The organism is Pseudomonas sp. TE3-3-F2023, assembly GCF_036784815.1.
In the GTDB taxonomy this organism is placed as follows: domain Bacteria; phylum Pseudomonadota; class Gammaproteobacteria; order Pseudomonadales; family Pseudomonadaceae; genus Aquipseudomonas; species Aquipseudomonas pudica.
The window spans coordinates 4,245,149-4,258,339 of the sequence record NZ_CP145113.1; the positions used below are offsets into that span (position 1 = coordinate 4,245,149).

14 protein-coding genes are annotated in these 13,191 nt (G+C 65.7%); 9 read left to right on the forward strand and 5 right to left on the reverse strand.

The window, feature by feature from the left end:
• Positions 1–15 precede the first annotated feature (15 nt).
• The 4 genes from V3314_RS19440 to V3314_RS19455 are packed head-to-tail and all read left to right on the forward strand — an operon-like array spanning position 16 to position 3,420.
• On the forward strand, positions 16–918 hold the full coding sequence (locus tag V3314_RS19440; RefSeq protein ID WP_046615141.1) for a metal ABC transporter substrate-binding protein: 903 nt from the start codon (positions 16–18) through the stop codon (positions 916–918).
• Positions 915–1,661, forward strand: a complete 747-nt coding sequence (locus V3314_RS19445; protein WP_046615140.1) for a metal ABC transporter ATP-binding protein — start codon at positions 915–917, stop codon at positions 1,659–1,661. Before V3314_RS19440 ends, V3314_RS19445 begins: the two co-directional genes overlap by 4 nt.
• Complete coding sequence (locus V3314_RS19450; RefSeq protein WP_046615139.1) at positions 1,661–2,560, forward strand: metal ABC transporter permease; 900 nt, start codon at positions 1,661–1,663, stop codon at positions 2,558–2,560. The genes V3314_RS19445 and V3314_RS19450 overlap by 1 nt, the downstream gene beginning before the upstream one ends.
• The gene (locus V3314_RS19455) at positions 2,557–3,420 is read left to right on the forward strand and encodes a zinc ABC transporter substrate-binding protein (RefSeq protein ID WP_046615138.1); all 864 of its coding nucleotides are present in this window, start codon (positions 2,557–2,559) and stop codon (positions 3,418–3,420) included. The genes V3314_RS19450 and V3314_RS19455 overlap by 4 nt, the downstream gene beginning before the upstream one ends.
• 161 nt (positions 3,421–3,581) lie before the next feature.
• Here V3314_RS19455 and V3314_RS19460 read toward each other — a convergent pair whose 3' ends face one another.
• From V3314_RS19460 to V3314_RS19480, 5 genes are all read right to left on the reverse strand, one after another.
• The gene (locus tag V3314_RS19460; RefSeq protein WP_025338670.1) at positions 3,582–4,634 is read right to left on the reverse strand and encodes a DUF1615 domain-containing protein; all 1,053 of its coding nucleotides are present in this window, start codon (positions 4,632–4,634) and stop codon (positions 3,582–3,584) included.
• 26 nt (positions 4,635–4,660) lie between these two features.
• Positions 4,661–5,212, reverse strand: a complete 552-nt coding sequence (locus tag V3314_RS19465; RefSeq protein WP_135002629.1) for a hydrolase — start codon at positions 5,210–5,212, stop codon at positions 4,661–4,663.
• Positions 5,213–5,269: 57 nt separating this feature from the next.
• Complete coding sequence (locus tag V3314_RS19470; protein ID WP_322492650.1) at positions 5,270–5,989, reverse strand: alpha/beta fold hydrolase; 720 nt, start codon at positions 5,987–5,989, stop codon at positions 5,270–5,272.
• Positions 5,986–6,207 (reverse strand): MbtH family protein, encoded by a 222-nt coding sequence (locus V3314_RS19475; RefSeq protein WP_003256222.1) that lies wholly within the window; start codon positions 6,205–6,207, stop codon positions 5,986–5,988. Before V3314_RS19475 ends, V3314_RS19470 begins: the two co-directional genes overlap by 4 nt.
• Before the next feature lie 104 nt (positions 6,208–6,311).
• Positions 6,312–6,713 carry a hypothetical protein gene (locus V3314_RS19480; protein WP_046615134.1) on the reverse strand — a complete coding sequence of 134 codons (402 nt, stop codon included), beginning with the start codon at positions 6,711–6,713 and terminating at the stop codon, positions 6,312–6,314.
• Between the two features lie 260 nt (positions 6,714–6,973).
• Here V3314_RS19480 and purU point away from each other — a divergent pair, with 260 nt between their 5' ends.
• The 5 genes from purU to V3314_RS19505 are packed head-to-tail and all read left to right on the forward strand — an operon-like array spanning position 6,974 to position 13,189.
• The gene (gene purU / locus V3314_RS19485) at positions 6,974–7,840 is read left to right on the forward strand and encodes a formyltetrahydrofolate deformylase (protein WP_046615133.1); all 867 of its coding nucleotides are present in this window, start codon (positions 6,974–6,976) and stop codon (positions 7,838–7,840) included.
• Complete coding sequence (gene folD / locus V3314_RS19490) at positions 7,837–8,748, forward strand: bifunctional methylenetetrahydrofolate dehydrogenase/methenyltetrahydrofolate cyclohydrolase FolD (RefSeq protein WP_046615132.1); 912 nt, start codon at positions 7,837–7,839, stop codon at positions 8,746–8,748. Before purU ends, folD begins: the two co-directional genes overlap by 4 nt.
• Complete coding sequence (locus tag V3314_RS19495) at positions 8,730–9,971, forward strand: FAD-dependent oxidoreductase (protein ID WP_046615131.1); 1,242 nt, start codon at positions 8,730–8,732, stop codon at positions 9,969–9,971. The genes folD and V3314_RS19495 overlap by 19 nt, the downstream gene beginning before the upstream one ends.
• 12 nt (positions 9,972–9,983) lie before the next feature.
• The gene (locus V3314_RS19500) at positions 9,984–10,289 is read left to right on the forward strand and encodes a sarcosine oxidase subunit delta (protein ID WP_338459560.1); all 306 of its coding nucleotides are present in this window, start codon (positions 9,984–9,986) and stop codon (positions 10,287–10,289) included.
• Complete coding sequence (locus V3314_RS19505) at positions 10,286–13,189, forward strand: 2Fe-2S iron-sulfur cluster-binding protein (protein WP_338459561.1); 2,904 nt, start codon at positions 10,286–10,288, stop codon at positions 13,187–13,189. The genes V3314_RS19500 and V3314_RS19505 overlap by 4 nt, the downstream gene beginning before the upstream one ends.
• Positions 13,190–13,191 lie beyond the last annotated feature (2 nt).

The following is a 13,191-nucleotide window of genomic DNA, read 5'->3' on the forward strand; positions in this document are numbered from 1 at the left end:
CCCAAGGACTCCCCCATGCTCCGCTCCGCCCTCGCCCTGCTCCTGGCCCTTGCCCTGCCGGCACAGGCCCTGGCCGATAACGGCAAGCCCCTGCGTATCGGCATTACCCTGCACCCCTACTACAGCTATGTGAGCAACATCGTCGGCGACAAGGCCGAAGTGGTGCCGCTGATTCCGGCAGGGTTCAACCCCCATGCCTACGAGCCACGGGCCGAGGACATCAAGCGTATCGGCACCCTGGACGTGGTGGTGCTCAACGGCGTCGGCCATGACGATTTCGCCGACCGCATGATCGCCGCCAGCGAAAAGCCCGGCATCACCACCATCGAGGCCAACCAGAACGTACCGTTGCTGGCCGCAACCGGCATTGCCGCCCGCGGCGCCGGCAAGGTGGTCAACCCGCACACCTTCCTGTCGATCAGCACCACCATCGCCCAGGTCAACAATATCGCCCGCGAACTGGGCAAGCTCGACCCGGACAACGCCAAGCTGTACACGCAAAACGCCCGCGCCTATGCCAAGCGCCTGCGCACATTGCGTGCCGATGCCCTGGCCAAGGTCACCGAGGCGCCCAGCGCCACCTTCCGGGTCGCCACCATCCATGCCGCCTACGACTACCTGGTACGTGACTTCGGCCTGGAGGTGACTGCGGTGGTCGAGCCAGCCCATGGCATCGAACCCAGCCCGGCCCAGCTGAAGAAGACCATCGACCAGCTCAAGGCGCTGGACGTGCGGGTGATCTTCTCGGAAATGGACTTCCCGTCGGCCTATGTCGAAACCATCCAGCGTGAATCCGGCGTGCGCCTGTACCCGCTGACGCACATTTCCTACGGCGAATACACCAAGGACAAGTACGAAGTGGAGATGAAGCGCAACCTCGACACCGTGGTCCGCGCCATCCAGGAGAACCGCGCATGACCGCCGCCGCCAACCTGGTGACAGCCTGCGGGCCGCGCATCGAGTTCGCTGGCATCGACCTGACCCTGGGCCGCACCCGCATCCTCGAACAGGTCAGCTTCAACGTCGCCGCCGGCAGCGTGCATGCCATCGTCGGCCCCAACGGCGGCGGCAAGAGTTCACTGATCAAGACCCTGCTCGGGCAGATGCCGCACCAGGGCCAGCTGACCCTTGACTGGCCCGGCGAACGCGAAGTGATCGGCTATGTGCCGCAGGCGCTGGAGTTCGACCGTGGCCTGCCGATGACCGTGGACGATTTCATGGCTGCCATGTGTCAGCGTCGCCCCGCCTTCCTGGGCCTGTCGCGCCGCGTGCAGCCAGCCATCGACGCGGCCCTCGTGCGGGTCGGCATGCTCGACAAGCGCAAACGGCGCATGGGCGCGCTTTCCGGTGGCGAACGCCAACGCGTGCTGCTGGCCCAGGGCCTGATCCCCGAGCCGCAACTGCTGGTGCTGGACGAACCGATGTCGGCCCTGGATGAAGCCGGCATCCAGGTGTTCGAGCAACTGCTGCAGGGCTGGCGTCAGGCAGGCACCACCGTGCTGTGGATCGAACACGACCTGGAGGCTGTGATGCGCCTGGCTGATCGGGTTACCGGCCTGAGCCGCCAGGTACTGTTCGACGCCCCACCCGCCCAGGCCCTTACCCCGCAGCGCCTGCTCGGCCTGTTCTCCGTTCACCCGCGTAGCGAGAGCCTTGCCTGATGAGTTTTGAAATCTTTCGGCAAACGGTCCAGGACTGGGCCGCTGCCGGCTACCTGCCCGAGGCGCTGGCCTACGGCTTCGTGGTCAATGCTTTGCTGGCCGGTTTGATGATAGGCCCGGTGCTGGGCGGCCTGGGTACCCTGGTGGTGGTCAAGCGCTTTGCCTTCTTCTCCGAGGCGGTCGGCCATGCCGCGTTGACCGGCGTGGCCATCGGCATCCTGCTGGGCGAACCCTACACTGGCCCCTACGGCAGCCTGTTCGGCTACTGCCTGCTGTTCGGCATCCTGCTCAACTTCCTGCGCAACCGCACCGGGCTGTCGCCGGATACGCTGATCGGCGTGTTTCTGTCGGTGTCGCTGGCGCTGGGCGCCAGCCTGCTGCTGATGCTGGCGGGCAAGATCAACGTGCACATCCTCGAGAACGTGCTGTTCGGCTCGGTGCTGACCGTCAGCGGTCAGGATCTGGTGGTGCTGGGTATCGTCGCGGTGCTGGTGCTGGCATTGGCCGTGCCGCTGTACAACCGCATCATGCTGGCCAGTTTCAACCCGCAGCTGGCGGCCGTGCGCGGGGTGGCGGTGAAAACCCTGGACTACCTGTTCGTGGTGCTGGTGACCCTGGTCACCGTGGCCTCGGTGAAGGTGATCGGGGCGATCCTGGTCGGGGCGCTGCTGGTGATTCCCGCTGCCGCCGCCCGCCTGGTCAGCCAGTCGCTGAAGGGCTTTTTCTTCCTGTCGCTGCTGATCGCCACGTTGAGCACGCTGCTCGGCATCCTGCTGCCGATCGTGTTCGACCTGCCGGTGCCGTCCGGCGCCGCGATCATCCTGGTCGCCGGCATCTGCTTCGCTCTGGCGGCGCTGGCCCGCGCCCTCGTTCCCCGCCTGCAAGGAAACCCGGCATGAACCTGAAACGCCTGACCCTGGCGCTGGCCCTGGCCGGCCTACCGTCGCTGTCCAACGCCACGCAAGTGCTGGCCACCCTGCCCGTCACCCACAGCCTGGCCAGCGCCCTGCTCGACGGCACCACGGTGCAGCTCACGCGTGCAGCCCCCGCCAACCTGCCTGCCAGCCGCCAACCTTCCTATTTCAGCGGGCGCGGTAGCGCCAGCCTGCACAAGGCCGCGCAGCAAGCCGACGCGGTGATCGGCGTGCGCTCGATCTGGCGTGACGACCCGCTGTACCCGATGGCCAGGCGCAGCAATATCCGGATCGTCGAGATCGACGCCGCACGGCCGGTGGATGGTGCGCTGCCGGGTATTGCGGTGAGCGGCGAGGAGGCCTATGGCGCCTACCCCTGGCTCAACCCGACCAACTTCGGGCGCATGGCCGACGTGGTAGCCAATGACCTGGAGCGGTTGGCGCCAGGCGACAAGGCGAAGATCCAGGGCAACCTGGCCGGGCTCAAACGCCAGTTGCTGGAGCTTTCGGCCAGCAGCCAGACACGCTTGGCCAAGGTCGACAACCTGACGGTGGTGAGCCTGTCGGAGCGGCTGGGTTATCTGGCCAGCGGGTTGAACCTGGACGTGGTCGAGCAGCCGCTGCCAGCCGAGTGGGATGCGGCTGCGCTGAAGGCGCTGGGGGACAACCTGAAGGCTCAGGATGTGGCGCTGGTGCTGGACCATCGGCAGCCGGGGGCGGCTGTGGCCGAGGTGATCAAGGCATCCGGGGCCAAGTTGGTGGTGGTGGAAAGTGACCCTGAGGATGCGTTTGCCGGGTTGAAGGCCAGTGTGGATCAGGTGGTTGGAGCACTGGGCGAAAGCTGATCAGGCAGGCTGGCACGGTCAATGTGGGAGCGGCCTTGCGTCGCGAAAGGGCCGCATCGCGGCCCCAGGATTTCAGCACAGATGCACAAATTTCTGGGGCTGCTGCGCAGCCCTTTCGCGACGCAAGGCCGCTCCCACAGTTGACCGCGTTGGATGACAGGCTAGCGCTTCATGCACCGCTGATAACGCTCATCCACCCGCCCGGCAAACCACGCCGTGGTCAGCTTGCGGGTGATCTTCGGGCTTTTCAGCTGGATCCCCGGCAGCACCGCCCGTGGCACCGGCTTGCCGGCTGCGGCATCGGCCAGGGCAAACACCCCGCTGTACAGCTTGCTGTCCTCGAAGGCCAAGCTATCGCCCTCCTCCAGCTGGCTGCGAATCTGCGGGTTGCGCAGGCCCAGTTTCCCTCCCAGTTTGCGTGCGGCCTTTTCCGTGGTCCCGGGCATGATCGAGCCCGGCGCCACCAGGTCGCCATCGAGCGCCAGCGTCACCCCTGTCACCTTGCTCAGTGCTGCCTGGAATGCCGCATTACGGCTGGCGTACCAGCCCGCATTGAAATCGGCGAAGCGGTACAGCTGGCGATCGTAGTTGGCCGAATAGCCCAGCAAGTGGGCGATGCCGAAATACATGCCGCCGCGCCGGGTGAACACTTCCTGGCGAATGCTACCGTCGTGGCTGTAGGGGTAATCCCGCGCATGCTTTTCCGCAAAATCGATGCTGACCTGCATCGGCCCACCTGTATGCACCGGGTTCAGCCCACCCAGCAAGGTCTTGCCCAGTGGCACGCGAGCGATGACTTCGTCATACAGCTCGCTCAACTGCTTCTCGCTGCGCACCGCCTGCAAACGCTGCTGGTAGCTCTTGCCATTACCCGACGGCGTCTTCAGTGCACCATCGACCAGCAGCTTGGGGATATGCAGGCGCGCGGCGCGGCGGTCGATTTCCTCCCGGGCGATACGCCCCAGGTTGGGCACCTGCGGGTCGGCATTGAAGGTCGATTCCTGCTCGGTCACCGCCAGCACCGCACACAGGTTGCTCTTGCTGGGGGCAATTCGCTGGGCCTCGAACGCCACCTGAATGTCCCGGGCCCAGCCCTCGCGGTCCTTGGCCTGGGCGGGCAACAGCCGCAGCAGTTGGGCACGGACCTTGGCCGGGTCCGCCTCGGGCGCTTCCTCACGGCGCCCGGCACAGCCTTGCAGCAGCGCCAGGGCCATCAACCCGGCGGCCAGTAACCGGCCGTTCAGGGCTGTTCACCGATCAGGTAGGTCTTGCTGATGTGCCGGAACAGCGGGTGGCTGGCACTGCCCATGAGCTCGAACAAAACCATTTCGCGGGTCACCACCTGCGCCCCTGCAGCCCGCATGCGGGCCAGCCCTGCGGCCTTGCTCGCCGGGGTACGGCTGTCACAGGCATCCTCGACCACGAACACCTGCTTGCCCAGCGCCAGCAGGCCGAGCACGGTCTGCAGCACACAGACGTGGGTTTCCATGCCACACACAATCACTTGCTCACGCGCCATCAAACTCGCTGGCAGGCACTCGGCGGCCACGCAGGAAAAATGGCTTTTCTCCACCACCTCGGCAGCCGGCGCTGCAGCCAGCAGCTCGGCCAGGGTATGGCCCAGGCCCTTGGGGTACTGCTCGGAAATCACCGTCGGCAGCTCCAGCTCGTTCGTAGCTGCCAGCAACCAGCGGGCCCGCGCGCGGGTGCCTTCAGGGTCACTCATGGCGCCGATGAGTTTTTCCTGGATGTCGACGACCAGCAGCGTGGCCTTGTGAGGATGGATCAGCATTGTCTGCCTCTTGCCTGGGAAAAGACCTAGCCTCCCCCAGGCAAGCGGTGACGTCAATCAGGCGGACAGCCGAAGCGGTTGCAGCGACGCGGTGAGCGCAGCGAGCACCCGGTCCTCATGCTCATGGATGAAGAAGTGGCCGCCAGGGAACATCTGCAGCGAGAACGCCCCGTGGGTTTCCTTGCGCCAGGCCTGCAACTGCTCGTCACTGGCGCGGTCCTGCATGCCGCCCAACACGTGCAGCGGGCACTGCAAGGCTGGCCGCTGGCGGTAGGCGTAGGTACCACACAACAGGAAGTCGGCGCGCAGGGTGGGCAAGGTCAGGCTCATCAGCTCGGCGTTGGCCAGCACTTCCTCGGGCGTGCCCTGAAGCTCGCGCAACTCGCCGATCAACTCGGCGTCGCTCTTGGGCTCACGCCAGTTCTTGCCGTCGTAGTCCTCACGGCGGGTCGGCGCTGCGGTACCGCAGGCGAACAGGGCCAGTGGTGCCGGGCAACCCAGCGCTTGCAGCTCATGGGCCAGCTCGAAGGCCAGCAAGGCGCCCAGGCTATGGCCGAGCAGCGCGTAGGGGGTGCTGGCCGCCAGGCGCTGTTCGGCGGCCAGTTGCCGGGCCAGGGCCTGCATGTCGGTGTGCAGTGGCTCGGCAATGCGCGCACCACGCCCGGGCAGTTCCACCGGGCGTACCTGCAGCCACGTCGGCAGCTTGCGCCGCCAACGGCTGTAGACCATGGCGCTGGCCCCCGAATACGGCAGGCACAGCAGGTTCAACGCAGTCACTGGGCGGCGGCTTCGGCCATTTTCTGGCGCAGGCTCAGCGGGCGCATGTCGGTCCAGACTTCATCGATGTAGGCCAGGCAGTCCTTCTTCAGGCCGCTCTTGCCTACGGCACGCCAACCGTTGGGGATCGCTTTGTAGTCGGGCCAGATCGAGTATTGCTCTTCGTGGTTGACCACTACCTGGAACTGAATATCGTCGCGGTCGAAAACGGAAGTCATTGCCTGTCTCCTTGAGTGATGAATGCCGCTGTGCGCTTGGCGCAGGGGGGGCTTTCAAGTAGACGTAGCGTGCGGCGGAAAAATTAGTAGGCCTGACGCGGTCCTCAGGTATCCCGCAACAGGTCGTGGGTATCGAGCAAGCGGAAGGCGACCTGCGGGTTGCGCTCCAGCCCGCGGCGGATCGCCGCCGGGATCGACTGCCGGGTCTTGCGGCACAGCCCGGGCTGGTCGTCCAGTTCGATGACGATGCCGCGCATGGTGCGCACCTCGTTGAAACCGGGGGCGATATGCACGCGGATGCCGAGGTTTTCGTACATCCGCTGCTGCAGGCGTTGCAGGTCTTCCAGGTCCTTGAGGTTTTCCAGGCGGTCGAGCAGGCGCTTTTCTTCCTGGCGGGTCAGCAGGAGGATGCGCTGGGCTGTCTGCGGGTGGTCGGCCAGGTGTTCGCGACCACAAATGCAGGCGCCAGGGGGGCAAGGTTGGCGCAGGGAAGGAGAATGGGTCATGGGGCAAGCATAGCCAGTTTTCATGCCGCCTGTGGGGGCCCTATCGCCGGCAAGCCGGCTCCTACAGAAGCCGCGATGGCTGATAAGAACTTTCCTGTCAGGATAAAAAATTTCACAAACCTCTAGACCGCCACCCCTCACTTCGCCTATAAATCGCCAAAAGGAAATTTATATTCCTGACAAGAAAACAATTTCGCATCGCGAAGCCTCTTTTGCCCTTGTGCCCGACCTGCCCCACTCCATCACGAGGCGTATCCGACATGCATTCCGCTCCCGATCACTTCATCCTGCGCGTCAGCTGCCCGGCCGTGTCGGGCATCGTCGCCGCGGTGACCACCTACCTGGCCGAGCACGGTTGCTACATCAGCGAGATGGCGCAGTTCGACGACGAGGACAACGGGCGCTTCTTCATGCGCGCGGTGTTCCGCTACAACACCGGTGTCGTGGGCGACACACCGCAGCTGGAAGCCGGCTTTGCCGATGTCGCCCAGCGCTTCGACATGCAATGGAGCCTGCACAGCAGTGCCCGGCCGATGCGCGTGCTGCTGATGGTGAGCAAGTTCGACCACTGCCTGTCCGACCTGCTGTACCGCCATGCCAAGGGCGAGCTGGACATGCAGATCACCGCCGTGGTCTCCAACCACCTGGACCTGCGTCCGATGGCCGAGCGCCAGGGCATCCGTTTCGTCTACCTGCCGGTCAGCAAGGACACCAAGGCCGAACAGGAAGCCGCGCTGCTGCGCATCGTCGAAGACACAGGTACCGAACTGGTGGTGCTGGCGCGCTACATGCAGATCCTCTCTGACGACCTGTGCCGCCAGCTGTCGGGCCGGGCGATCAACATTCACCATTCCTTCCTGCCCGGTTTCAAAGGCGCCAAACCCTATCACCAGGCTTACCAGCGCGGTGTGAAGCTGATCGGCGCCACCGCCCACTACGTCACCAGCGACCTGGACGAAGGCCCGATCATCGAGCAGGAAGTGCAGCGCGTGGACCACGCCTACGCACCGGACGACCTGGTGGCCATCGGCCGCGACACCGAGACCATCGCCCTCTCTCGCGCCGTGAAATACCACCTGGAGCATCGGGTGTTCCTGAACCACGACCGCACGGTGATCTTCAAATGAACGCCATTCCCAGTGTCAAGCTGATCGACGGCAAGGCGACTGCGACGCGGGTGCTGGCCGAGGTACGCGAGCAGGTGCAGAAACTGCGCCAGGGCGGTGTGCAGCCGGGCCTGGCGGTGGTGCTGGTAGGCGCCGACGCAGCCAGCCAGGTGTACGTGCGCAACAAGGTACTGCGTGCTGAAGAAGTGGGCATCCGCTCGCTGGAGCATCGCCTGCCCGCCGACACCAGCCAGGCCGAGCTGCTGGCCCTGATCGGGCGCCTCAACCGCGCCCCGGAGGTCAACGGCATCCTCGTGCAACTGCCGTTGCCGGCCCATATCGACGAGCACCGCATTCTCCAGGCGATCAGCCCACTGAAGGATGTGGACGGTTTCCACAGCGAGAACGTCGGCGGCCTGGCCCAGGGCCGCGATGTGCTCACCCCGTGCACGCCCAGCGGCTGCATGCGCCTGCTGCGCGATGCCTGTGGCGAGCTGCGTGGCAAGCATGCGGTGGTGGTCGGCCGCTCGAACATCGTCGGCAAGCCCATGGCCGCCCTGCTGCTGCAGGCCGACTGCACGGTGACCGTGGTGCACTCGCGCAGCCGCGACCTGCCGGCGTTGTGTCGCCAGGCCGACATCCTGGTGGCCGCAGTGGGCAAGCCACGGCTGATCGGTGCCAACTGGCTCAAGCCCGGCGCGGTGGTGATCGATGTCGGTATCAACCGCATCGACGAAGGCGGCCACAGCCGCCTGGTCGGCGATGTCGACTTCGCCGCAGCCCTGCCCCAGGTGGCCGGCATCACCCCGGTGCCCGGCGGGGTCGGCCCGATGACCATCGCCTACCTGATGAAAAACACCCTGCTCGCCCTCGACCTGCAACAACAGGCCGCCCACCAGGAGCGCACCTCATGCCTTTCGCCCTGCTGAAATACGGCCTGAGCGCCGACTACCCGGTGGAGGTCGACCTGCCACCACCGTGCGAACTCAAGCCACGCTATGACGTGGTGATCATCGGCGGTGGCGGCCACGGCCTGGCCATCGCCTACTACCTGGCCAAGTACCACGGCATCACCAATGTCGCCGTGCTGGAAAAGGCCTACCTCGGCGGCGGCAACACTGCGCGCAACACTGCGGTGATCCGCTCCAACTACCTCACCAGTGAGGGTGTGCGCTTTTACGCAGAATCGGTGCGCATGTTCCAGAACCTGTCGAACGAGTTCGACTTCAACATCATGTATTCCGAGCGCGGCCAACTCACCCTCGCGCACACCGACGCCACCGTGCGCGCTTTCCGCCAGCGCGCCGAGGTCAACAAGCACTTCGGTGGCCGCACGGAAATGATCGACCGCCAGCAGATCCGCGAACTGGTGCCCAGCCTGAACCTGGACCCGGGTCACCTGCCGGTGCTCGCCGGCCTGTGGCATATCGACGGCGCCACCGCGCGCCACGATGCAGTGGCCTGGGGCTACGCCAGGCAGGCGGCCAAGCGCGGCGTCGAGATCCACCAGCTGACCGAAGTGCAGGACCTGCTTATCCGTAACGGGCGCATCGAAGCGGTGAAGACCAACCGTGGCACCGTGCAGTGCGGTTGCGTGGTGCAGGCGGTGGCCGGGGCCAGTTCGCTGCTGATGGCCAAGGCCGGCATCCGTGCGCCGATCCATACCTACCCGCTGCAGGCGATGGTCACCCAGCCGTTCAAGCCGTTCCTCGATCCGCTGGTCAGCTCGTCGGCGCTGCACTGCTACGTGCAGCAGACCAGCCGTGGCGAGATCGTCTTTGGCGGCGGCTCCGACCCCTACCCGCTGTACAACACCCGCTCCACCCTCGACCTCAAGGAAAGCCTGCTGGCCCACGCCATCGAGATGTTCCCGTTCATGGCCAACGCCAAGCTGATGCGCCAGTGGGCCGGGATCACCGACATGACACCGGACTACAGCCCGATCATGGGCCTGTCGCCGGTGCGCAACTATTACCTGGACGCCGGCTGGGGCACCTGGGGTTTCAAGGCCACGCCGATCTGCGGCAAGACCATGGCCGAGCTGGTCGCCAGTGGCGGCAAGGTGCCGGAGCTGATCGCACCCTTTGCCCTGGAGCGCTTCAGCCGCTTCCAGCAAGTCAACGAAATGGGCGCTACTGCGGCCAGCCACTAAGGAGCGACGACGATGAAGATCCTGACCTGCCCCTTGAACGGCCCGCGCAATATCAGCGAGTTCACCTACGGAGGCGAATTCAAGGCGATGCCCGACCCTGCCACATGCAGCGACAGCGAATGGGCCGACTACGTGTTCAACAGCGACAACCTGGCCGGTGTGGTCACTGAATGGTGGCTGCACAACGCCTCCAGCTACTGGTTCCTGGCCGAACGCCACACCGTGAGCGACCAGGTACTGCGCACCTTCGACCCGAAAGAACTGTTCGACCGCCGCGTCGATTTCATCCCTGCCGCCACCCCGGAGATCGCCGGATGAACAGCCACAATCGCCTCCCCGCGCCCATGGGCCTGCTGATCGATCGCGAGCGGCCCCTGCATTTTCAGTTCGACGGCCAGGCCTGCCAGGGCTTTGCTGGTGACAGCATCGCCAGCGCCCTGCTCGGCAGCGGCCGCTGGCTGCTGTCGCGCTCGTTCAAGTACCACCGCCCGCGCGGCCCGCTGAGCATGGCCGGGCAGGATGCCAACACCCTGGTGCAGCTACCGGACGAGCCCAATGTACTCGCCGACCTGGAAGCCGCCCGCGATGGCCAGATCGTCGCGGGGCAGAACTTCAACGGTAGCCTGATGCACGACCGCGATGCCTACCTGGGCAAGTTTTCGCGTTTCATGCCGGTGGGCTTCTATTACCGCTCCTTCTACAAGCCCAAGGGCATGTGGAAGGTGTGGGAGCCGCTGATCCGCAAGAAGGCCGGCCTGGGTGTACTCGACCCAGGCTTCAGGCCGCGGTATCACGACAAGGCCTATCTGTTCGTCGACCTGGCCGTCATCGGCGCTGGCCCGGCGGGCCTGCGTGCGGCACTGGACGCGGCCAATGCCGGGGCCAAGGTGTTGCTTGTCGAGCAACAGCCGGTACTTGGCGGCTCGCTCACCTACGCCCGCTTCGACATCGCCGGCACCCGCGCGACCAGCCTGCGCCAGGAACTGCTGGCTGCCGTCGAGGGCCACTCGAATATCCAGGTGCTGCTGGAAGCCACCTGCAACGGCTGGTTCACCGACAACTACCTGCCGGTGATCCAGCACAACCGCCTTTACAAGGTGCGTGCCAGTCGTTGCCTGGTGGCGGCCGGTTCGTTCGACCAGCCGGTGGTGTTCCGCAACAACGACCTGCCGGGGGTCATGCTGACCAGTGCCGCACAGCGGCTGATGAAGCTGTACGCGGTCAAGCCGGGCCAGCGCGCGGTAATCCTCACCGGCCACGATGACGGCTACCTCGCCGCCCTCGACCTGCAGGAGCAAGGCGTGGCGGTGGCTGCGGTGGTCGACATGCGCGCCGCGCCAGCCGATGCTGCACTGGCCGCCGAACTGAAGCACCGCGATATACCCGTGCACCTGGGCAGCACCGTGTACGAAGCCCTGCACGAAGCGGGCATGCGCCACGTGAGTGGCGTGGATATTCGCCCGATCACCGGTCAGGGCAAGGTCGGCCCGCATGGCCTGCGCCTGGCCTGCGACCTGCTGTGCATGTCGGCAGGCTACATGCCGGTGTACCAGTTGCTGTGCCAGGCTGGCGGCAAGCTGGCGTACGATGTGAACCGCGACGAATTCGTCATCAGCGACCTGCCGGCCGGGCTGGATATCGCCGGCTCGGTGAATGGCCGTCACGCACTGGGCAATGTGCTGGCCGACGCCACTCGCGGGGCTGCCGATGCGCTGGCAGCGCTGGGCCTGGAAGCGCCGGTGCAGCCCGTGTTCAGTGCCGAAGCCAAGGTCAACTTCCCCTGGCCGATCTTCCCCCACCCCAAGGGCAAGGATTTCGTCGACTTCGATGAAGACCTGCAAGTGCGCGACATCGTCAACGCCACCCGCAGCGGCTACCGCGACGTGCAACTGGTCAAGCGCTTTTCCACGGTCGGCATGGGCCCGTCCCAGGGCCGCCACTCGGCGCTGCCGACCGCACGCCTGGTGGCCCACGCCACCGGGCGCAGCATCAGCGAAACCGGGGTGACCACCGCCCGGCCACCGTTCCAGGCGGAAAGACTGGCCCACGTTGCCGGCCGCGCCTTCGACCCGTACCGGCAAACACCGATGCACCGCCGCCACCTGGAAGCCGGGGCGAAGATGATGCCGGCCGGCATCTGGCAGCGCCCGGCCTATTATGGCAAGCCCGAGGAACGCGAGCGCTGCATGCAGGAAGAAGCCCGCCATGTGCGCGAGAAGGTCGGCCTGATCGACGTTTCCACCCTCGGTGGCCTGGATGTACGCGGCCCCGACGCCGCCGAACTGCTGGAGCGCCTTTACACCTTCGGCTTCGCCAAGCTGGCCGTCGGCCGCACCCGTTACGCCCTGATGACCAACGAGCACGGCGTGGTGATCGATGACGGCGTTTGCGCCCGGCTGGGCGAGCAGCATTTCTACGTCACCGCCACCACCAGCGGCGTCGACCGCATCTACCAGCAGATGCTGAAGTGGAACGCGCAATGGCGCCTGGATGTGGACGTCACCAACGTCACCGCCGCCCTGGCCGCTGTGAACCTGGCCGGGCCGCTGGCACGCCAGGTGCTGGCCAAGGTGTGTGACGATGTGGACCTGTCGGCCGAGGCCTTCCCTTATCTCGGCGTACGCCTGGGCACTGTGGCCGGCATTGCCGCGCGCATCCTGCGGGTCGGCTTTGTGGGTGAACTGGGCTACGAAGTGCATGTGCCGGCGCGACACGCCGAGCGCCTGTGGGATGCCTTGATGCAGGCCGGCGCAGGGTTGGGCATTCGCCCGTTCGGTGTCGAGACCCAGCGCCTGCTGCGCCTGGAAAAGGGCCATGTGATCATCAGCCAGGACACTGATGGCATGACCCACCCGGCGGAGATCGACATGCAGTGGGCCATCGGGCGCAAGAAGCCATTTTTCGTCGGCAAGCGCTCGATCGAGATCCTCGAAGCGCAGCCGCTCAAGCGCAAGCTGGTCGGCTTCACACTACCCAAGGGCAGCCCGCAGCCGCTGGAGGGGCACCTGGTGCTGGATGGGCCGGACATCAGCGGCAACGTCACATCCTGCGAATACTCGCAAACCCTGGGGCAGATCATCGGCCTGGCTTACGCCGGTGCCCACCAGGCCACGCCAGGCATGCACATCCCGATCCGCGTGGAGGGCGGCGTGATGGTCAATGCCAAGGTGGTGCCTCTGCCTTTCCACGATCCCGACAACCTGCGCCAGGAGCTCTGAGC

What these genes read in the sequence shown, in the direction of transcription:
- V3314_RS19440 (WP_046615141.1), top strand. Translation starts at nt 16, where the DNA reads ATGCTCCGCTCCGCCCTCGCCCTGCTCCTGGCCCTTGCCCTGCCGGCA.
- V3314_RS19445 (WP_046615140.1), top strand. Translation starts at nt 915, where the DNA reads ATGACCGCCGCCGCCAACCTGGTGACAGCCTGCGGGCCGCGCATCGAG.
- V3314_RS19450 (WP_046615139.1), top strand. Translation starts at nt 1,661, where the DNA reads ATGAGTTTTGAAATCTTTCGGCAAACGGTCCAGGACTGGGCCGCTGCC.
- V3314_RS19455 (WP_046615138.1), top strand. Translation starts at nt 2,557, where the DNA reads ATGAACCTGAAACGCCTGACCCTGGCGCTGGCCCTGGCCGGCCTACCG.
- V3314_RS19460 (WP_025338670.1), bottom strand. Translation starts at nt 4,634, where the DNA reads ATGGCCCTGGCGCTGCTGCAAGGCTGTGCCGGGCGCCGTGAGGAAGCG.
- V3314_RS19465 (WP_135002629.1), bottom strand. Translation starts at nt 5,212, where the DNA reads ATGCTGATCCATCCTCACAAGGCCACGCTGCTGGTCGTCGACATCCAG.
- V3314_RS19475 (WP_003256222.1), bottom strand. Translation starts at nt 6,207, where the DNA reads ATGACTTCCGTTTTCGACCGCGACGATATTCAGTTCCAGGTAGTGGTC.
- V3314_RS19480 (WP_046615134.1), bottom strand. Translation starts at nt 6,713, where the DNA reads ATGACCCATTCTCCTTCCCTGCGCCAACCTTGCCCCCCTGGCGCCTGC.
- purU (WP_046615133.1), top strand. Translation starts at nt 6,974, where the DNA reads ATGCATTCCGCTCCCGATCACTTCATCCTGCGCGTCAGCTGCCCGGCC.
- folD (WP_046615132.1), top strand. Translation starts at nt 7,837, where the DNA reads ATGAACGCCATTCCCAGTGTCAAGCTGATCGACGGCAAGGCGACTGCG.
- V3314_RS19495 (WP_046615131.1), top strand. Translation starts at nt 8,730, where the DNA reads ATGCCTTTCGCCCTGCTGAAATACGGCCTGAGCGCCGACTACCCGGTG.
- V3314_RS19500 (WP_338459560.1), top strand. Translation starts at nt 9,984, where the DNA reads ATGAAGATCCTGACCTGCCCCTTGAACGGCCCGCGCAATATCAGCGAG.
- V3314_RS19505 (WP_338459561.1), top strand. Translation starts at nt 10,286, where the DNA reads ATGAACAGCCACAATCGCCTCCCCGCGCCCATGGGCCTGCTGATCGAT.